Below are 20,275 nucleotides of genomic sequence, written 5' to 3'. Positions count from 1 at the left end.
AGATGATAAATTTATTTTTCTAGCGGCTGGATTATGGAACTTCAATCTGGAATGTAGAGGGTAATTCATAGGGTAAACGGGCATGGGGCGGGAGTTTTTTTAATTTAGGTTATTTGGCAACATCTCTTTTGCTGTTGTGCGAATCCGAGTTGTCCTGTGAATCCTGTTCTGGTGACGCCTGTGTTTTGTCATTTTCTGTTTCGTCAGGCGGTGGTGGAATCGGCGTATCGTCGTCTTCCTCGCTATCTGTATCATTTGCCGGGTGAAACCACGGCGACTCACTGCCCGATGGTACAGAACTGTTAGCTGAATTTTGGTTGATACGTTCTCGCGCTTCTTTCAGGTCGACCAGTAAGGTGTGCGACAGATACAACAGCTCTTTCTTCGTCCGTTCGCGAAGCCAGTCTTCGTTTATCTGCTGTAAATCGTTGTCACTGAGAGTCATATGCTATGTGAGAACCTGAATGATTATGCTTTATACTGTTACATAAATTGTTCTGATATACAATATTTGCTTTGGGGGTCTGAACGGTTACCCTTCAGCTTGTTTTTTATTTAATTTATGCGCATGTAATAGCTCAGAATAACGTTTGACAAAAGCAAGGCATAAAAATAAAAACATAGAAAAAGCAAGCAGCCAATAAGACAAATTAAAACCCTGCAAAGCGACCACCCCAGCAATCACCCGCAAGGTATATAACAAAGCCAGGCAAAATACATCCACCAACACAATGCATTTAAGCCACAGGGAATAACTCAGCGTCAAGCTAAAATACAGGATTAAAATAACCCCAAACATCAGTGGTAAGAAAGAAACTAATATAGCACTTAAGCCCAATAAAATAGGAATAAGCAGAAAACCATACAGAATTGGGACTTCACCTGAAGCAAAAGGCCGCTGGTTTTTGGTATGATGCTGGCGATCTACTTCCAGATCCACGATATCATTGATAACATAGCCAGCGGAAGCCACCAGGCAAAATGCTAAAAAGGCCAGACAGATGCTTGTTAATAGTTCAATATCTGTCAGACGATGAGCTGCCAGTAAAGGAATAAAAATTAAAAAATTCTTAACCCATTGATGGATTCTCAGCACCTTGGGCAATATTTTAATTAAATGAATGTTACTTGGGTAAACCTGCTCCAGTTTAATCATGCGTTGTACTTTAGCTTGCAGTTTTTTTCCTGCATTAACCACAATTGCAGTACGCGCATACTGCCATACAGCCAGATCGGATGTATCATTACCCGCATAAGTAAACTGTTTTTCTCCAAAGCGTTGTTTTAGAGCCAACCCCTTGGACTTACCTTTCAGGTTGGTATGTTTATCACTGGCTATGACATCAGAGAACATATTCAAATGCTCCGCAATCTTACGAGCTATCAATATATTAGATGCTGTGACCAAGTAAAGGGGGCGCTGCTGCGCATGTGCCTGCTTTAAAAAAGCCAGAAACGGTTCATGATAAGGCAGCATTTTTACTTCTATCTCAACGCGTTGTGCAATTTCATGCTTAAGCGTGGCGCGACCTCGGGATAACCACACAGGTAACATAAAAATATACAAAATATTTTTTTTCAGTAATTGCACCAAAGATTCAAATAATAAATCGGTATTTAACAAGGTGCCATCTAAATCTACGCATAATGGTGTGCTTGAGAGTTCTGACGTATTCGCTAATGATTCCATAATATATTTGAGAATAAAAACCTTATCATTTGTACTTTATTTTTCTGTTGAGTGATTATAAAGTGATACTATTTATCGCTTTATATAAGATTTATCTGTTAGGTATTCCGGCTCTTTCTGCAAACTTTTGTTTGAATAAAATAGTTTGTATTTTTCTGTAAAATGCCAGAAATATACATTTCAAACCTAATTTATAACGTTGCCAGAAGGATAAAGAGGCAAAGCTGGCATCATGTACAATGTGTTGTAAAACGTTGTGGGCAAGAGAAATACGTGGAAAATATTGATCCAGCCAAGGCAGCGCCATGCTTTTAGCAAGGCTTTTACCATCTGATGAACTACCACCCCGGCGACGATGAAGATTGCAGCTTTCCAAAGTCCGTGCCTTACCTGTAAATACCATAGAAGCAATTGTTAACAAATCACCACCCATGAGGTTTTTTAATTCTTTTTTTTGTATAACTTGAGTGCGCATTACGCCATAAAAAATACCGTTATGTTGTACTGAAGCAAAATAATCCCGTACCCGTCTGGTATTTGAATTATTTTCAAGATTCATCACAAATCCGGTATACAAATAAGTGTCACCATAATAATATTTTGGAATACCCGCTACGATTGCAACACTAGCTTCTACTTCAAGTATAGAAGTACATTCACTGATATAATTTTCATCAATCCAATCATCATCACCCAGCCACATAAAATATTGCCCTTTTGCCTGTTTTAGCACAAAATTGAAGTTATCTGTTGCACCCATATTAGAAGGGTGCTTGATATAAATAATATTGTTGTATTCTTTCTGCAACCGGCTACAGATTTCTTCTGTTTGATCGGTTGAGGCATTATCAGAAATAATGATTTCAAGATTTGGGTAATCCTGTCTAATAGCGGACTGTAAAGTCTGTTCTATCAAATCAGCTCGATTGCAAGTAGGTATACCAATACTAACCAGTGGGACTACAGAAGGCTTTAGTTTTTTATTCATAATGAAAAATGACCTTGGAAAATCTTTACCAGTCTGCTTCTGCTTGTCGAAATCAGTACAACAGGTAGAAAAAACATCATACATAAAATTAGTAATAAACCTATCAGAGAAATATCATAAAATAACAGTCTGGCAGCTACAGCCGGTAGTAATGCTATGATAAACACAGGCCCATTATCATATAATAACCATTTTTTATACTCACCTTTCAATAGGTGGCGATGAATCATAAAAACACCGATTAATGTTGAAAAAGCATTCAGAATAAACCATGTAAAAGCAACCCCGTTGGCACCATGATTAGTGTATAAAATCAGCATCAGGGGAACCGCTATGCATAATGAAATTATATTCAAATATAAGGCAATTTTGATTCGAGCATGAGCCAGTTGCAGGGCATAGGGAATATACATCATGCCATGAAACAAGCAGCCCAGCGCAAGTAGTGTCAAAGTCGATGCTGCATTATTCACGGTTTTATGGTCAGATGTCCATAACCATAATAATTCCTGCGCATATAAGGCAATAAAAAGTGACAAAGGAATCAGGATAAGTGCGAGCATAAAGCATCCATTATGATACAAAGCAATGGACTTATCTTCTTCTCCTTGTTTAAAATACTGAGTAAGACGGGGATAAAGCGCGGCAAAGAAGGGACTGGCTATACGTGGCGCAATACTCATGGCAATAATTGAGGCGACACTGTAATAACCAAAAGTCTCCAATGATAGCCAGTGGCTTAAAAATATTCTGTCCAACTGAACCAGCACTAATCCCATAATAGAAATAATACTGACGCCTGCGCTAAATTTCCATACCGCATGGATAATGTCTTTTTGAAACACAGGACGATGTGTAGATGCGGGTATTTTTCGCCAGATTATCAGCATTATGGTCAATAAATGAAGTAATCCAATCAGTAATTGCCAGATAAAAAAGAAAACCGGTGAAGCAGAAACAGTGTGCATCAGGGGTACAATAGCGGCGTAACGCAATGTTGCCATGACTGCATTTACAGTGTTTACCTGGATTTGATATTGCAGTCCGGCAAGTCCAGCTGAATAAAAATTTGTTAATAAATGTAAGGCAATAACCACCGCCATAAGTTGCAGGGATTGCGCTACAGTTTTGGTGCTCAGTTGATTATTTTGTAACCATGATTCGGCAACATAAGAGGACGCGCCAACCAGTCCCGCAATAACCAGCAGAATAATGATAAAATATACGACTTCAAAAGTGCGCAGTGTATTGCGCATTTTTTCAACAGCGTGATTTACTGAACAAGCTGCTAATTCTCGATTCAGTGTCGGACTGATACCAAAATCCAGTGCTGAAAGCAGATTTGCCAAGGCGATAAATAAACCAATTAAAGCAAAAGCTTCTGAACCCATCAAGGAAATATAGGAAGGGATAAAGGCCAAAGCCATCAGCCCCATCCATGCGCTGCCAAGAAAATTGGCAATAATATTTTTTTTAACCAAGTGATTACTTTCAGTAGCGCGTTAATTGATGCGTTTTAGGTAGCCATCAGGGGCTACGGTAATCAATAACTTACTTTCTATTGCCGCATCGATTTCAAATTGTAATGTATCTTTATTATCTTTCTGTTTTTTTGACAGGTTTTCCAAGTATTTCCATACAGCCGTTTTTGCATTATTCCCTTTGTCCCAAGGGCGATCTGGAAAGCTATTTTCTGCCATATCTTCAATAATGGTATCAAATACGACACAATAGCTGCCTTTTGTCACCAGTGGCGCATAGGCTTCCAACTCTGCCAAGACATGTGCATGGGTATGGTTTGAATCTAATGCTACCAGAATACAGTTAAAATCTTTTGCGTATTCATGCACTTTTTTAATCATATCAGCATCAATTGAAGAGCCTTGAAACATCTCAATATGGTTTGACATGGGGTGCGCTTCAATTGCTGTACGATTATGTGCACGAATATCAATATCAATACCGAGCACTTTTCTTTTCGGTTTATTCGGATCAATCACTTGATTGAGCTTGGCTGCATCACAATAATCAAGCATGGCAAGAAAAGAGGCATTCATAATCAGTGAGCCACCATGCGCAATACCTGTTTCTATAATCAAATCTGGTTGCAATGACCAGATGATTTCCTGCATGGCAGTCATATCCTGTGGATATTGGATAATTGGCCGTCCAAGCCATGAAAAATTATAGGAATACTTATAGGGAGCACTGCTTTTAACAAAATCAATACCCATTTTTTTCATTTCCATTGAATGATTTAAACGGGCAATATTAGCTTGAACTTCATTATTGAATTTTTCAATTTCTGTCATTTTCAACTTTCTCCATTTTTTCAGTAGACCCCCAAAATGCCATAGGTTCATAATCTGGGTAAGGGTAATAACCTAAGTTCAGTGTAATGGCCCCATTATTTTTTTCCAACCAGTCCTCAACTAATCGACGTATGGAAATAGGCTTACCACTACAAACATTCACCACACCTATATCTTGATTTTTAAGTGTCAGCAGGGCAACTTTTTCAACGACAGCATCAACATGGAGATAATCCCTCAATTGTTCGCCTCCTGACATATTAAAGACAGGCTGTTTTTGTACAATTGCAGCACGTAGTTGAGAATAAAGTGTGTTATCAGGTTGACCTTCTCCATAGAGATAAAACAGACGCATCCATGTGAACTTAAAATCATGTTCTGTTTTAAGATATTGCAATTGCTGCCGTAGCGCATCTTTGGCATAACCGTAAGGGTTATCAGGCAGGGTAGGCGTATCTTCTGACAACGCACCACTACACATTCCATATTCAAAACAGGTTCCGGCAATACATACCGAACTAACTCCCGCTTTAACCATACACTTGATAAATTGATAATGAGCAGGTAATTCCACTTCAATATGAGATAGGGAGCGATAATTTGATAAATTACGCCATGCTAAATCTAATAAAATATCCGGTTTACCTAATCTATTATAACAATCATCCATTTTTTCAATATCAAACTCAACAACTTGGCAATATTTATTATAAGCTGAAAGTTTATCTGTATTTCTAGCTGCAAGAACAATTTCCAGATTGATTTCCGGTTTTAAATAATCTTTTAATAAGTGTGAAATTAGATGTCTTCCAATAAATCCTGAAGCACCAATAATTGCTATTTTCATATTAAGTTTGATACCAATTAATTTCTGGTACAGCAATAACAAATTGCCCACCCCACTCATGGATAAATGCAAGCTGCGTCATAACTTCTTGTTTTATATTCCAGGGCAAGATCAATACCCAATCAGGTTGGTGTTGCTTAAGTACCTCTGGAGATTGTATTGGAATATGACTACCAGGCAAAAATTTTCCCTGTTTAGAAAGTGCCGCATCCAGCACAACAGGCAATAAGTCAGGCTTAATACCTGCATAGTTTAACAAGGTATTACCTTTGGCGGCAGCACCATAAGCAACAATAGTTTTTCCTTGCTGTTTTTGCTCAAGTAAAAATAATAATAAATTATTTTTAACTTTATCTGCGCTATTTTGAAAGTTCAGATAAGTCTCTATTTGTTGCAAACCATGTTGTACTTCGTTTGCCAATAAGTCTGCAACTGCTTTTGTTTCAGTATGCACGGCATCAATATGACTGGCATAAATACGTAAACTACCACCATGCGTTGGCAGTTCTTCTACATCATAGATACGCAAGCCTACTGCCTTAAAAATACTGCTGACCGTTGTTAATGATAAATAGGAAAAATGCTCATGATAAACCGTATCAAACTGATTTTGTTCAATCAGGCGCATAAGGTGAGGAAATTCCAGGGTGATTGTACCACCGGGCTTCAGTAAAGCTTTCAAGCCCGCTGTGAAATCATTAATGTCCGGGACATGGGCATAAACATTATTACCGATAATCAAATCAGCTTGTTTATTTTCCGCTGCCAGTTTTTCTCCCAAAGACAAACCAAAAAATGCTTTTAAGACAGGTATACCCAGTTTTTCTGCGGCTGCTGCTGTGCCAGTCGTAGGTTCTATGCCCAGGCAAGGAATGCCCGCAGTTACAAAGTTTTTTAATAAATACCCATCATTTGAAGCAATTTCAATCACATGGCTATTTACATCCAGTTTTAAGCGCGCCGTAATCATTTTTGCATAATCAGCGGCATGTTGCAGCCAAGCTGTGGAGGTCGAAGAGTAATAGGCATAATCACTACTAAAAAGTGTATCAGCCTGTACATAATCCTGGGTTTGTACCAGATAACACTGATCACACACATAAAGTTTTAATGGATAATAAATTTCTGGCTGCAACACCGTATCTTTTGATAAATAAGCATTTGAGGGTGGTGCAAAACCTAAATCCAGGAAAACATGCTCAAGTGCTTGTTTGCAATGCCGACACTTCATAAGGCGATCCCTGTAAACTGATTATCAATTCTTTTATGCTGTCTGTCGCGTTCAGAGCAATCTGTAAGTGCTAAAGGCCAGCTAATATTTAATGCTGGATCATCAAATGCGATACCACCTTCATACTGCGGAGCGTAAGCTGCTGTATGCAGGTAAAGTAGTTCGGTATCGGTTGATAACGTTTGAAAGCCATGTGCAAAACCTTCAGGGATTAGCATCATTTTATTATTTTCAGGGTTGAGTATTTCACCATGCCAATGTAAAAAATTTTTGGAGTCAGTTCTTAAATCAACTGCAACATCAAATACTTCCCCTTTAATACAACGCACCATTTTCATTTCTGCATGAGGTGGATACTGAAAGTGCATACCCCGGATCGTACCTTGTTGCAAAGTAATTGAGTGATTGATTTGTTTAATATGCCGTAGACCTAAGACTGAAGCAAGTTCTTGAGTACAGAAAAAACGTGCAAAACTGCCCCGTTGATCAGAAAAGCGTTCACTCTCCACCACAAATACATCATCTAATGGTGTTGCAATAATCTTCATTGGTTTGGCGTATTCATGTAGGTTTTAATTTGTTGCAAACAGCATTGACGTAAATCGTCTCCATTCAATTCAGCACGATGCCATTGCGTAATTTTTTCCAATGCCTGCTGTAGATTCCATTTAGGTTGCCATTGTAATTTTTCGTGCGCTTTAGAACAATCTAGTTTCAGAGAGCAGGCTTCATGGGGTTGTTCGTCAGATTCAACTTGCCAGTCCAGTTTATCACCCCAGGTCTCTGTCATGCGCTTTACTATCCATGCAACTGACTTGGCATCCTGTTCATAAGGGCCAAAATTCCAGGCTTCAGCATAGTTTGCACCTTCCTGGTAAAGCTTTTCCGCCAGTTGCAGATAACCTGCAAGCGCTTCTAATACGTGCTGCCAGGGGCGCACTGCGTCTGGATTGCGAATCAATAAAGTTTGTTTGTGTTGTAAAGCATGGATAATATCAGGAATCAAACGATCTACCGCGCGATCACCGCCACCAATCACATTACCTGCGCGTGCTGAAGCAATGGCGACCGGGTATTCTGAATCAGTTTGTGTGGAAAAAAAAGACTGGCGGTAAGAGGCGATTAATAATTCTGCGCAGGCTTTGCTACTGCTGTAGGGGTCATAGCCACCCAATGCTTCATTTTCACGGTAAGGCCAATACCATTCACGATTTTCGTAACACTTATCCGTGGTTATCATCACCACAGCCTGCACGGAATCGGTTGCCCGCACAGCTTCTAATACGTGTAAGGAACCCATAACATTAGTTTCATAAGTTTCCACCGGATGTTGATAAGCATAACGAACCAAAGGTTGAGCAGCTAAATGGAAAACAATGTCAGGACGAGATTGTTGAAAAACTTTTTTTACGGTTTCTGGATTGCGAATGTCACCGATGATGGAATCCATACCCTGAGCAACATCGGCAACTTCAAATAAAGCCGGGGTATCACTTGGCTCAAGTGCAAGGCCAGTCACGCAAGCGCCCAGATGCTGCAACCATAGACATAACCAACTACCCTTAAATCCCGTATGCCCGGTAACCAATACTTTTTTATGCTTCCAAAACGCCTTATCCATTACCAGACTTTCCAAGGGGCTTCGCCACTGTCCCAAAGTTTTTCAAGATAAATTTTATCTCTTAGCGTATCCATCGGTTGCCAGAAATCATTGTGGATAAATGAAGATAATTCCCCTTCTTCCGCCAATCGCTCTAATGGCTCTTTTTCCCAAACTGTATCATCACCTTCAATATAGTTAAAAATCTCCGGCTTTAGGACAAAAAAACCACCACTGACCCAACTTTCATTCGCTTGAGGTTTTTCCTGAAAAGAAATGATTTTTTGCCTGTCCATACTTAATGATCCAAAACGCGCAGGTGGCTGTACAGCGGTCAAGGTTGCCTTGGTATTCTGATGTTTATGAAACTCAATCAAGGCTTTGATATTAACGTTACTTAAACCATCACCATAGGTAAAACAGAAATCATCCTCTACATAATCCTGGATTCGTTTTAACCTGCCACCTGTCATGGTATCTTCACCGGTATCGATCAAGGTAATGATCCAGGGTTCAACTGTGTTTTGATGCACTTCCATATGATTATTTTTCATATCAAACGTCACATCAGCCATATGCAGAAAATAATTGGCAAAATATTCTTTAATCATATAGCCCTTATATCCACAGCAAATAATAAATTCATTAATGCCATATGCGGAATAGGTTTTCATGATATGCCAAAGTACAGGTTTACCACCTAATGCCACCATCGGCTTAGGTCGTAAATGGGTTTCCTCACTGATGCGGGTGCCATACCCACCTGCTAAAATCACTGCTTTCATTATGATTCCCGCCTGTTTTTATGCCACCAAGCCCAGGTTTTCTCCAGTCCCTGGGTTAAAGCAGTCTGTGCCTGCCAGCCACAAGCTGATTGAATACGCGCAGTATCCAACACAATATGCTGCACATCAACTGCGCGAGCAGGATGGTATTCACGTAACACGCGCTGTCCTGTCACTTGTTCCAGTAAACCACAAAGCTGATTCAGGCTGCAACCATATCCCGCGCCAACATTATAAATTTTAGCACCCGTTTCCAGTTCATTTTGTCGCAACAACAGCAGGCACAATTGAATGAAATCTTCAATAAACAGATAATCTCGTACATTTTCCCCATCACCCCAGATATGCAGAGGCTTTCCTTGTTGCTGGTATTGCAAAACAGTGGGAATCACGCCGAAACCCGGACGATAAGCCTGCCCTGGGCCATAAAAATTAGAAGGTCGCAAGATCACTGCTGGGCGGGGGCTTTGCTGTACCAACGCAGTAATAAACGCCTCCAGGGCAATTTTTCCTGCCGCGTAATAGGAAAGTGGATGCAGTGGCGTGCATTCCGATACGGCAGCATCACCAGGATTACCGTATACCGCGCCACCAGAAGAAAGATATAATAATTTAACGTGCGGATAATCTTGCAGTAATTCAAATAAACATAAATTAGGTACTAAATTATGTTCTGCTTCAAACAAGGGTTTCCCAGCGGAAACGCCCGGTGTGGAATCACTCGCCAGATGTATCAGCCAACGACATTTCGGCAGAATTTTTTTCAGTGTGGGTACATCATCCAGGCCAACCTGAAACGCCTGCGCTCCGACTGGAAGATTAGATAATTTTTGGCGCGAAATAACATATACAGGTGGAGGCAGATGAGGTAATAGACATTGCCCGACAAAACCACTGCCACCCAGAACTAAAATACCATTAGGCTCACTCATGTCCTGCGTTCCAGTAAATCTTGGTAAGCTTGCAAATAACGCTGTCCGCAATCATCCCAGGTGCCTACGTTTTGTTTAACCCAGGTGCGCGCCTGCTGCCCGATTTTTTCATTATAGTCTGCTTCACTTAACTGGTGAATAGTTTGCTCAAAATCAGCCTGTTGGTGGCATAAGCAACCAGTTTGTTGATCCTGTAACAGGTTTTCGTGTGCAGGAATGGCAGATGCGATAATAGGTAAACCCGCAGCCATCGCCTCCAGCATCACTTGTGGTCTGCCCTCATCATGCTGGCTCAAGGAAATCAAACCTGCTGCCTGTGGAAACCAGGTTGTTTGCAGCGCCTCTGGATGTGTCGCGCCGTGATAAAACACCCAGTCAGGAATGTCTAATTGTTCCTGCATAGGGCCAAACAAATGTAATTCATGTTCTGTATGTTTAAATAAAACCTCACCCCAGTCAAACAAAGGGCCAATTTTTTTCTGTGTTACACGTAATACCACCAGCCATTTTTTCTTGGGTGCTTGCCAGTTACGTTGCAGTTTATACCAAACATCAGCAATACCAAATACAATCGGACGAATTTCTGCCACATCACCAAACTGTGCTTGCAGTGGTGCAACCATCCATTGTGCATTCGGTGCGATTAAACTGGGACGATTACGCAATACGCGTCGCAACAAGCTAACCATTCCAGGCAGTTTCAGTAATTGTAAATCACTACCCAACACTGTAATGAGCAAGGGTTCTGAACCTTTACCCAGTGGTAGCGCATTTTGCAGCCAGTTCACATGCAACATATCAACCTGTTGAGATTCACGTTGATACAAACGATACAAGAAATACAGTAATTGCAAAGCGGTAATACCTGCCCGCCAGCGGTCTTGACGCAGTAAGTGCGCAATACCGCCACGCTGCATTAGGTTATCCAGCCATTTACGCTCTTTTACTGTACACAAATATTCAACATCCGCAGGCAATTCTCCAGGTGGTGCCCAGACTTTCAGGTGAATATCTGGTTTTGCCGCCAGTGCCTGAACCATGTGGGCAATAAAGATGCCCCGCCAATCCTTAGGATTTTTGGGATAGGAGGTGCTGGAGAGTAAAAGATTCAAGGCCATCAGTTAGTTAAAAATATCCTTCAAAAAAACCTGTAATTTCTGCCAGGAATCTTTATCCGCGTTTTCATCATAAGCCAGTGGCATTTTAAATTTCTTGCCAAACTTGTCTGCGTCAGGGTTGGTAAAGCTGTGTTTGGCTTCAGGATACACCACCAGTTGATAATCCACTTCCGCTGCTTTCATCTCAGCTTCAAAAGCTTTGACTTGCTTGGCAGGAATCATCGGGTCTTTGCCGCCAGTAAAGACTGCGACGCGGGTGGCTATGGTGCCTTTTTCTACGGATATATCCGTTCCCAGGGAACCATGAAAACTGGCTACGCCATCAAGTTCCACGCCCATACGCATCATTGCCAACGCCGTGCCACCGCCAAAGCAGTAACCAACCGCTGCCAGTTTATCTTTATTTACGCTGCTGTGCGTCTCCAGCACTGTTTTTGCAGCCATAAAACGGGCGCGCCCGGCTTCAATATTATTCAGCACTTCCATCATAAACGCTTTGGCATTGTCAGGGTGATCCGCTGTTTTGCCATCGCCGTACATGTCTATAGCCAATGCGGTATAGCCTAGTTCAGCCAGCATCCGCGCACGTTTACGGGCATATTCATTATGCCCCCACCATTCATGCACAACCAATACACCGGGACGTTTTCCTGTGATACTGTCATCATAAGCAAGATAGCCCTTCAGGGTAACGCCATCGCTTTGATATGCTACGGCTTCGCCTTTAATTTCTGCCATCACTGGGGCTGTGCTGCACAATAGTGCCAAAATACCGCCTTGAATCCATCTTTTCATGGTTTTTTCCTTTGGTTTCAATAACTGAAGTTACACTCCCCAGTTTTTTTTAGTTTGGAGCCAGGGTTAGCCTGAATATTTCTTTTCGGCTTATAAATCATAATCCCCATTATAGGGTTTGTCACCTTCAACCGTTGGCAAAGTCAAACGATTTCCCCAATGTGACCAGCCACCATTATATAAGCGCACATCTTGATACCCCAAACTTTTTAACTGCATATAGGCCAGACTCATACGAAAACCATCATGACAATAAGCATAAATGGTTTTATTTTTGGGAATGGTTTGATACAGCGCCGCTAAGTCTTTTTCAGCAATCCAGTTTTGCGCATCAGTACCTTCCAGGCTGACAATATTGATAGCGCCGGGGATATGTCCACCTAATACCGAATGCCGGATAACTTTACCTGTGTACATATCCTTTGGCCTGGAATCTAATAACACAACCTGGTCATCACGTCGCGAAACCACATCATCATAAACATCCTGCCAGTCGATAAATAAATCTTTATTGGCAGATTTTAGCGTGACTTGACCGGGCTGAATTGAGGGGGCTTGTTTGCTTAATTCTTCAAAGGCTGTCCACTCTCTGGTGCCGCCATTAAGAATTTTGACTTGTGCCGTATTAAAACCATATAACTCCAGCAGGAAATAAATACGGGCGGCTAAGGCAGTGCTGGAGTCATCATAAATAAGCAGCGTTGAATCATCATTAACGCCCCATGAGCGCAAGGTATTTTGAAAAGCTTCCCGACTGGGGAAACGCATAACCGGATTGGCCTGGTTATCGCCCAAATCCTTAAAACGCTGCACCTGCACCGCACCTTCGATATGTCCTATCGTAAAATAGCGGTGTGGATGGTAGCGTGCTTCCAGAATAATGAGTTTTTCATCTTCAATATGTTCACCCAGCCATTCTGAGTCCACTAGAAAATCACGCGCAGCATAGCTGTTTTGCACGTAAAATCCCAATACAATAAAGATCATACTGCGAAAAAAATAATTTAAGCCTGTAAAATAAACACGCACCCGCGCCCCCTTTATGATTTTTGTTAAGAGTGATGATATTGACCAATTTACCACGAACCCTGTCGATAGCCCCCATGTTGGACTGGACAGATCGCCATGAACGTTATTTCCTGCGCTTGATTTCCAAGCATATACTGTTATACACCGAAATGATCACAACTGGTGCGTTATTATATGGCGAACAGAAACGTTTTTTACAATTTAATGCCGAAGAACATCCTGTTGCCTTGCAATTAGGCGGCAGTGAACCCGATGCTTTACGTCAATGCGCCATTATGGGGGAAGACTGGGGATATGATGAAATCAATCTCAATGTCGGCTGCCCCAGTGATCGGGTTTTATCCGGGCGCTTTGGTGCATGTTTAATGGCTGAGCCGGAACTGGTCGCGGAAGGCGTTGCAGCGATGAGTGATGCGGTTAAAGTACCGGTGACGGTCAAAACCCGGATAGGCATTGACCACCAGGACAGTTATGCACAGCTTTATCATTTTATCCAAAGCGTTGCTGGCGCGGGTTGTAAAATTTTTATTATCCATGCCCGCAAAGCCTGGTTAAAAGGTTTAAGCCCTAAGCAAAACCGCGAAGTCCCGCCTTTGCGTTATGAGGTGGTGCATCAACTGAAACAGGATTTCCCGGATTTACAGTTTGTACTCAATGGCGGCATCCTCAGCCTGGAAGCAGCACAAGCCCACCTGCCAGCACTCGATGGCGTGATGATTGGGCGCGAGGCTTATCAAAACCCTTATATGCTGGCAAACGCGGATAAGCTATTTTATGGTGACGACCATCCCATTCCCAGCCGACATGAGATTATTGAGGCTTTAATTCCTTATGTTGAAAAAATGCAGGCTGAGGACGTGTACCTAAAGCATATCAGCCGTCATATCCTGGGTTTATTTCATGGCGTTCCCGGCGCCCGCCGCTTTCGGCGTTATATCAGCGAACACGCGCATCTAGCGGGGGCAGACGCTGAAGTGCTCAGGCAGGCGCTTGCACAGGTCAAAGTACTTTAGGAGGCTGTCCGAGAACACAAGACCTACTGCGGAAAAGCTGGATTTGGTCAGCCTCTTAGGCACTGTTGGCTTTTTAAAAAAGGTCACATCAGCCTCTGGTTAAACTACCGTTTACTATCCATTTCCTTTATCATCCACGGGAATTTCTACCAAATACAGGGTTTTTCTTGATTTTCAGGCCTAAGCCTCAATCTAAAAACCTATCAATAGAAAATATTTATACTCAGACTCATTACCAATTTTAATGATTGAGTATAAGCTGAATTCATCTCAAATGCAGCTTATACATAAGCTGGCACATTTTCCAAACAGAGGATTGTTCCATGTCATCTGATGACTTAATTACTGACGAAACCCCCCTGTACCCCGATATTTTACCGGTTCTGCCACTGCGTGATGTAGTGGTTTATCCACATATGGTCATTCCGTTATTCGTGGGGCGCGAGCGTTCTATCCATGCGCTGGAAAAAGCCATGAGCGGGGATAAGCGTATTTTGCTGGTGGCTCAGAAAAGCGCAGCCAATGACGATCCCGGGATGGAAGATGTGCATCAGGTGGGGACGATTTCTTCAATTTTACAATTGTTGAAATTACCAGATGGCACGATCAAGGTGTTAGTTGAAGGCGGTGTACGCGCACAAATCACGCAACTGAGCATTGAAGAAGACTATTTTAATGCGGAAATTGTGCCCTGGGAAAATGAAGTACCCAGCAGTAAGGAAGTCAATGTTTTATCTCGCTCAATTGTTTCCCAGTTTGATCAATATATTAAATTAAACAAAAAAGTGCCGCCGGAAATCCTGACTTCCCTCAACAGTATCAATGATCCCGGGCGTCTGGCAGATACCATTGCCGCGCATATGGTCATCAAAATTGAAGAAAAACAGAAAATTCTGGAAACCTTTGATGTGCAGCAGCGCCTGGAACATCTGGTAAATTTGATCGAAGCTGAAATCGATCTGTTACAGGTTGAAAAAAATATTCGCAAGCGGGTCAAAGGCCAGATGGAAAAAAGCCAGCGCGAGTATTATCTGAATGAGCAGATTAAAGCGATTCAGAAAGAGTTGGGCGAAATGGAAGATGCCCCCAATGAAATTGAAGAACTGACCAAAAAAATTGCTGAAGCGGGCATGTCCAAAGAAGCCAAGGACAAGTCCATTGCTGAATTGAATAAACTTAAAATGATGTCACCCATGTCGGCAGAAGCGACCGTGGTGCGTAATTACATTGATACCATGGTTAGCATACCCTGGAAAAAACGCAGTAAAATCAGTCGTGATTTGAGTAAAGCCGAAGCGGTGCTGGAAGCGGATCATTATGGTCTGGAAAAAGTTAAAGAGCGCATTTTGGAATACCTTGCGGTACAGCAACGGGTGCGCAAATTAAAAGGCCCGGTTTTATGTCTGGTTGGCCCGCCTGGGGTGGGTAAAACCTCATTAGGCAAGTCTATTGCCCGTGCCACCAACCGTAAATTTGTACGTATGTCTTTGGGTGGGGTGCGTGATGAAGCGGAAATTCGTGGACACCGGCGTACCTATATCGGCTCCATGCCAGGAAAAATTGTTCACAATCTGACTAAGGTGGGCACTAAAAACCCGCTGTTTTTATTAGATGAAGTGGACAAGATGGCGATGGATTTTCGCGGTGATCCTTCTTCCGCCTTGCTGGAAGTATTAGATCCTGAGCAAAACCATACCTTTAATGATCATTATCTGGAAGTGGATTATGATTTATCTGACATTATGTTTATCGCCACTGCCAACAGCTTGAATATTCCTGAACCATTAATGGATCGTATGGAAATTATTCGTCTATCAGGTTATACCGAAGATGAAAAGCTGAATATTGCCAGCCGTTATCTGATTCCCAAACAATTAAAAGCCAATGGTTTAAAGACTGCCGAGTTAACCATAGGCGAAAGCGCAGTACGTGATATCGTTCGCTATTACACGCGTGAAGCAGGGGTTCGTAGCCTGGAGCGGGAAATCTCCAAAATCTGCCGCAAAGTGGTCAAAGAGATTTTATTTAAAGACGCGGCGGCTAAAAAAGCCAAAGCAACTAAAGCCGATAAAGCGGAAAAACATAAAAAACTACTGATTTCTTCACGTAATATTGAGAAGTTTTTAGGCGTTAAGCGTTTTCATTATGGTATTGCAGAAGAGAAAGACAGAGTCGGGCAGGTGACAGGGCTGGCCTGGACACAGGTTGGCGGTGATTTACTCACTATTGAAGCCAGCAATATGTCAGGTAAAGGTAAACTGACTTACACCGGTCAACTCGGTGATGTGATGCAGGAATCGATTCAGGCGGCAATGACCGTAGTGCGCGCGCGCGCAGAAGCGCTGGGCATTGATCCCGATTTTTATCAGAAACAGGATATACATATTCATGTGCCGGAAGGTGCAACACCCAAAGATGGCCCTAGCGCGGGTGTCAGCATGTGTACGGCACTGACTTCGGTGTTGACGAATATCCCTGTACGCGCAGATGTGGCAATGACCGGTGAAATTACTTTACGTGGCGAGGTATTGCCTATTGGCGGCCTGAAAGAAAAACTGCTGGCGGCCTTAAGAGGCGGCATACGCACCGTTTTAATCCCTGATGAAAATACTAAGGACTTATCGGAAATACCTGATAACATTAAGAAAAACCTGACCATTAAACCAGTAAAATGGATTGAGCAGGTATTGGAACATGCCTTGCAAAAGATGCCGGTTCCCAAGGATATTATCGCAGAACCCCCGGAAACACTGACAGACTCAGATAAAAAAACTGACAGAAAAAGTACTCAAAACGTACAAACCCATTGAGATATTGTCTTGAATCTGTAATGATACGCAAAGCGCTGGGAAATAAGTGCTCAAAGGGTTGCCATACGTGGCTTTGGCAGACTTTTAGTTGATTTTTTCAGCTGTTTTGATAAGGAACGGAAATGTTATAAGGCCAGAAACGCGACTTGTTCAGTTTCTGTTTTATTTCATTTCCATTCCTAAAAGCATATTAATTTAACTGGGGGTAAGATGAATAAATCAGAATTAGTACAGGCGGTTGCAGCATCTGCAGAAATTTCCAAGGTTGATGCCGGAAAAGCAGTAGATGCCGTACTGGAAGCAGTGACTAACGCATTGGTGAAAGATGATCCGGTGACACTGATTGGCTTTGGTACGTTTTCTGTGCGTGATCGCGCAGCGCGTACCGGACGTAATCCACGTACCGGTAAACCAATTGAAATTAAAGCAACCAAAGTACCGGCATTCAAGCCAGGTAAGGCATTAAAAGACGCTGTAAACTAATTAATTTTTTTCAGCGTGAAAACGCTGAAAAAAATTAGTTGCATTTTATAAAACAGCCAGTATAATGGCGACTCTTTACCACGGGGGGTGTTTAGCTCAGTTGGTAGAGCGTCGCCCTTACAAGGCGAATGTCGGGGGTTCAAGTCCCTCAACACCCACCAATAATTAGATTTCTGGAGCGGTAGTTCAGTTGGTTAGAATACCGGCCTGTCACGCCGGGGGTCGCGGGTTCGAGTCCCGTCCGCTCCGCCAGTATATAGGGAATGCATAGTTTTTATGCATTCCCTTTTTTTTGCGCAAACTTCTGGATACGGTATACTGTATCCGATTTAAAAACCGGTTTTAAATAAAGAATAATTGTAAGGATTGGGTATGCTACAAAATATTCGTGACAAGTCTCAAGGCTGGCTGGCTTGGGTTATTGTGATTTTCATTTCGATTCCTTTTGCACTGTGGGGTATACAAAGCTATCTAGGTGGCGGTGGCAGTGTTACCGTTGCCGAAGTTAATGGTGTCGAACTCGACAAAAATACTTATGAAAATGCAGTGCAGCAGCAGGTATACCGTTTTCAATCCATGATGCAAGGCAAGTTTGATATTACCAGCTTATTACCTAATCTGCGCCAGGAAACACTGGAGCAAATGATTAATGAGGCTGTGTTAACGCAAACGGTGGAAGCACAGGGATTTCGCATTGGCAATGCCTTATTACAGGCACAGATTCAAACTAATCCACAATTTCAGGATAATGGGCGTTTTTCAACGGATATGTATCATGCCAAAGTGCGCTCGCAACAAATGAGTACGCCTGAATATGAAAGCCGTATGCGTCAGCAAATGATGTTAAACCAGTTACGCGAAGGTATTTTAAGCGCAACCGCCTTAACTGAAACGGAACAGCAAACATTACAGACACTGAAGAACCAACAACGTCTGGTCAGTTATCTGCGTGTCCCCGAGTCTGTTGCCACAGCAACAGCCGTCAGTGATGAAGAAATTAAAGCCTATTATGATGCAAATTCAGCAGATTATGCGACACCAGAAAAGGTCAGTATTGATTATGTTTTGCTAAGTCGGGAAAAACTGGCAGAAACCATTAAAGAAGTTAAAGACGACGATTTGCAAGTTCGTTATGAAAGTCAGATAGATACTTATACCACCAAACCCGAGTGGCAGGCCCGTCATATTCTGATTAACATTGAAGATGGTGATGAGGCAGCAGCTTTGAAAAAAGCGGAATCCCTTATTGAGCGTTTGAACAAGGAAGAAGACTTCGCGGCACTGGCGGAAGAATTTTCAGCCGATACCGGTTCTGCAAAAAAAGGCGGCGACCTGGGGTGGTTTGAACCGGGCCAAATGGTTAAATCATTTGAAGATACGGTAAAAACCTTAAAATCAGGTGAAATCAGCAGTCCGGTTAAAAGTCAGTTTGGCTATCACATTATTAAGCTGCTTGATGCCAAACCGGAAACGACCAAACCTTTTGCCGAAGTCAAAGAAGAACTGCTTAAATCCCATAAAAAAGAAGAAGCGGATAGCTTGTTTTACGGCGTCAGTGAAGATATGGCTAATCTGGCTTTTGAACAACCCGATTCTTTAGCATCTATTGCCGAGTTGCAAGGCATTGCGCAACATAGCACAGAGCTGTTTGCTAAAAATGAACAGGGTGAAGGTATTTTAAGTACGGAAAGCATCCGCAAGGCTGCTTTTAGTGGGCAGGTCTTACAAGAAGGTCGCAACAGTGAGGTATTAGTCCTGGAAAATGGTGATCAACTGGTATTGCGTATCAAAGATCATGAAATTTCTCAGATACAAGCTTTGGAGCAAGTGAAAGCGCAAATCACAAAGCAGCTCAAACAAGAAAAAATCAAGCAAGCGACCGAGACTGTTGGCAAGGAAGTATTAACCGCTTTATCCAGTGGCGCGCAACAAGCCCTGTTGGCACAACATCAACTTAACTGGTCAGCCCCACAATGGGTCAATGCTGATGATTTAGCCCTGCCTTCTGCGGTACTTAAGGCAGCATTCAAGATGGGTACGCCAGCAGCACCAAATGCTTTATATCAGGGAATTGCCTTATCGGATACAGAATATGCCGTTATCGCCTTGTTGGAGCTGAAATCAGAGGCTGATGAGGAAACAACGCCAAAATTAAAACAGGATTTAGAACAACAGCAACGTGGCTTGGGTAGCACTGAATATCAGATGTTATTATCGGGTTTACGCCAAAACGCAGATATTAAAATCTATCAGCAAAACCTGAAATAAACGCATTGGAGAAAAACATATGAAAGGTGGTTTATCCGGTTTAATGAAGCAGGCTCAAGAAATTCAGTCAAACCTGCAACAAGCCCAGGAAGAATTACAAAATCTTGAAGTGATCGGTGAGTCAGGCGGCGGCATGGTTAAGGTCACCATGACCGGACGCCACGATGTGCGTCATGTAGAACTCGATCCAACCACGTTAACTGACAAAGAAATGCTGGAAGACTTGATCGCCGCAGCAATGAATGACGCGGTGCGTAAGGTTGAACAAAACAGCAAAGATAAAATGTCGGGTCTGACTGGTGGCTTAAACCTGCCTGACGGGTTTAAGATGCCTTTTTAAGATAGCGCCATTATTACTGGCGCTTATACCCTGC

19 protein-coding genes and 2 tRNA genes are annotated in these 20,275 nt (G+C 42.3%); 7 read left to right on the top strand and 14 right to left on the bottom strand.

The window, feature by feature from the left end; genetic code table 11:
- Nucleotides 1–109: 109 nt before the first annotated feature.
- From QUF61_RS08780 to QUF61_RS08715, 14 genes are all read right to left on the bottom strand, one after another.
- Nucleotides 110–445, bottom strand: coding sequence for a hypothetical protein (locus tag QUF61_RS08780; RefSeq protein ID WP_289681359.1), 336 nt, complete (start codon nt 443–445; stop codon nt 110–112).
- A gap of 87 nt (nt 446–532) precedes the next feature.
- On the bottom strand, nt 533–1,690 hold the full coding sequence (locus tag QUF61_RS08775) for a UbiA family prenyltransferase (RefSeq protein ID WP_289681358.1): 1,158 nt from the start codon (nt 1,688–1,690) through the stop codon (nt 533–535).
- Nucleotides 1,691–1,781: 91 nt separating this feature from the next.
- Nucleotides 1,782–2,678: a glycosyltransferase family 2 protein gene (locus tag QUF61_RS08770; protein ID WP_289681357.1), complete on the bottom strand. Its 897-nt coding sequence runs from the start codon at nt 2,676–2,678 to the stop codon at nt 1,782–1,784.
- On the bottom strand, nt 2,675–4,159 hold the full coding sequence (locus tag QUF61_RS08765) for an oligosaccharide flippase family protein (RefSeq protein WP_289681356.1): 1,485 nt from the start codon (nt 4,157–4,159) through the stop codon (nt 2,675–2,677). Before QUF61_RS08765 ends, QUF61_RS08770 begins: the two co-directional genes overlap by 4 nt.
- Nucleotides 4,160–4,180: 21 nt before the next feature.
- Nucleotides 4,181–4,990, bottom strand: a complete 810-nt coding sequence (locus QUF61_RS08760) for a cephalosporin hydroxylase family protein (RefSeq protein ID WP_289681355.1) — start codon at nt 4,988–4,990, stop codon at nt 4,181–4,183.
- On the bottom strand, nt 4,977–5,837 hold the full coding sequence (locus QUF61_RS08755; RefSeq protein ID WP_289681354.1) for an NAD-dependent epimerase/dehydratase family protein: 861 nt from the start codon (nt 5,835–5,837) through the stop codon (nt 4,977–4,979). The genes QUF61_RS08760 and QUF61_RS08755 overlap by 14 nt, the downstream gene beginning before the upstream one ends.
- 1 nt (nt 5,838) lies before the next feature.
- The gene (locus tag QUF61_RS08750) at nt 5,839–7,068 is read right to left on the bottom strand and encodes a class I SAM-dependent methyltransferase (protein WP_289681353.1); all 1,230 of its coding nucleotides are present in this window, start codon (nt 7,066–7,068) and stop codon (nt 5,839–5,841) included.
- Complete coding sequence (gene rfbC, locus QUF61_RS08745; RefSeq protein ID WP_289681352.1) at nt 7,065–7,616, bottom strand: dTDP-4-dehydrorhamnose 3,5-epimerase; 552 nt, start codon at nt 7,614–7,616, stop codon at nt 7,065–7,067. The genes QUF61_RS08750 and rfbC overlap by 4 nt, the downstream gene beginning before the upstream one ends.
- Nucleotides 7,613–8,689 (bottom strand): CDP-glucose 4,6-dehydratase, encoded by a 1,077-nt coding sequence (gene rfbG / locus QUF61_RS08740; protein WP_289681351.1) that lies wholly within the window; start codon nt 8,687–8,689, stop codon nt 7,613–7,615. Before rfbG ends, rfbC begins: the two co-directional genes overlap by 4 nt.
- The gene (gene rfbF / locus QUF61_RS08735; protein WP_103918299.1) at nt 8,689–9,453 is read right to left on the bottom strand and encodes a glucose-1-phosphate cytidylyltransferase; all 765 of its coding nucleotides are present in this window, start codon (nt 9,451–9,453) and stop codon (nt 8,689–8,691) included. Before rfbF ends, rfbG begins: the two co-directional genes overlap by 1 nt.
- Nucleotides 9,453–10,385: an NAD-dependent epimerase/dehydratase family protein gene (locus QUF61_RS08730; RefSeq protein WP_289681350.1), complete on the bottom strand. Its 933-nt coding sequence runs from the start codon at nt 10,383–10,385 to the stop codon at nt 9,453–9,455. Before QUF61_RS08730 ends, rfbF begins: the two co-directional genes overlap by 1 nt.
- Nucleotides 10,382–11,503 carry a glycosyltransferase gene (locus QUF61_RS08725; protein ID WP_289681349.1) on the bottom strand — a complete coding sequence of 374 codons (1,122 nt, stop codon included), beginning with the start codon at nt 11,501–11,503 and terminating at the stop codon, nt 10,382–10,384. Before QUF61_RS08725 ends, QUF61_RS08730 begins: the two co-directional genes overlap by 4 nt.
- 3 nt (nt 11,504–11,506) lie before the next feature.
- On the bottom strand, nt 11,507–12,298 hold the full coding sequence (locus QUF61_RS08720) for a dienelactone hydrolase family protein (protein WP_289681348.1): 792 nt from the start codon (nt 12,296–12,298) through the stop codon (nt 11,507–11,509).
- A 90-nt stretch (nt 12,299–12,388) separates the two neighbouring features.
- Entirely contained in the window at nt 12,389–13,327 is a 939-nt protein-coding gene (locus QUF61_RS08715) for a sulfurtransferase (protein WP_286019421.1), read from the bottom strand.
- A 32-nt stretch (nt 13,328–13,359) separates the two neighbouring features.
- On the opposite strand from QUF61_RS08715, the gene dusA reads away from it, so the two are divergent.
- From dusA to QUF61_RS08680, 7 genes are all read left to right on the top strand, one after another.
- Nucleotides 13,360–14,340 (top strand): tRNA dihydrouridine(20/20a) synthase DusA, encoded by a 981-nt coding sequence (gene dusA / locus QUF61_RS08710; RefSeq protein WP_407080054.1) that lies wholly within the window; start codon nt 13,360–13,362, stop codon nt 14,338–14,340.
- Nucleotides 14,341–14,663: 323 nt separating this feature from the next.
- Nucleotides 14,664–17,150: an endopeptidase La gene (gene lon, locus QUF61_RS08705; protein ID WP_289681346.1), complete on the top strand. Its 2,487-nt coding sequence runs from the start codon at nt 14,664–14,666 to the stop codon at nt 17,148–17,150.
- A 210-nt stretch (nt 17,151–17,360) separates the two neighbouring features.
- On the top strand, nt 17,361–17,633 hold the full coding sequence (locus QUF61_RS08700) for an HU family DNA-binding protein (RefSeq protein WP_103920832.1): 273 nt from the start codon (nt 17,361–17,363) through the stop codon (nt 17,631–17,633).
- Between the two features lie 85 nt (nt 17,634–17,718).
- Nucleotides 17,719–17,794 (top strand) — tRNA-Val (locus tag QUF61_RS08695).
- Nucleotides 17,795–17,808: 14 nt separating this feature from the next.
- A tRNA-Asp gene (locus QUF61_RS08690) sits at nt 17,809–17,885 on the top strand.
- Between the two features lie 120 nt (nt 17,886–18,005).
- Nucleotides 18,006–19,901 (top strand): SurA N-terminal domain-containing protein, encoded by a 1,896-nt coding sequence (locus QUF61_RS08685; protein ID WP_289681345.1) that lies wholly within the window; start codon nt 18,006–18,008, stop codon nt 19,899–19,901.
- A gap of 19 nt (nt 19,902–19,920) precedes the next feature.
- Complete coding sequence (locus QUF61_RS08680) at nt 19,921–20,241, top strand: YbaB/EbfC family nucleoid-associated protein (RefSeq protein ID WP_103920830.1); 321 nt, start codon at nt 19,921–19,923, stop codon at nt 20,239–20,241.
- The last annotated feature ends 34 nt before the right edge of the window (nt 20,242–20,275 follow it).

It is taken from the genome of Candidatus Venteria ishoeyi, from assembly GCF_030378065.1.
Classification (GTDB): domain Bacteria; phylum Pseudomonadota; class Gammaproteobacteria; order Beggiatoales; family Beggiatoaceae; genus Venteria; species Venteria ishoeyi.
This window is presented reverse-complemented; position numbering and strand designations above follow the sequence as displayed.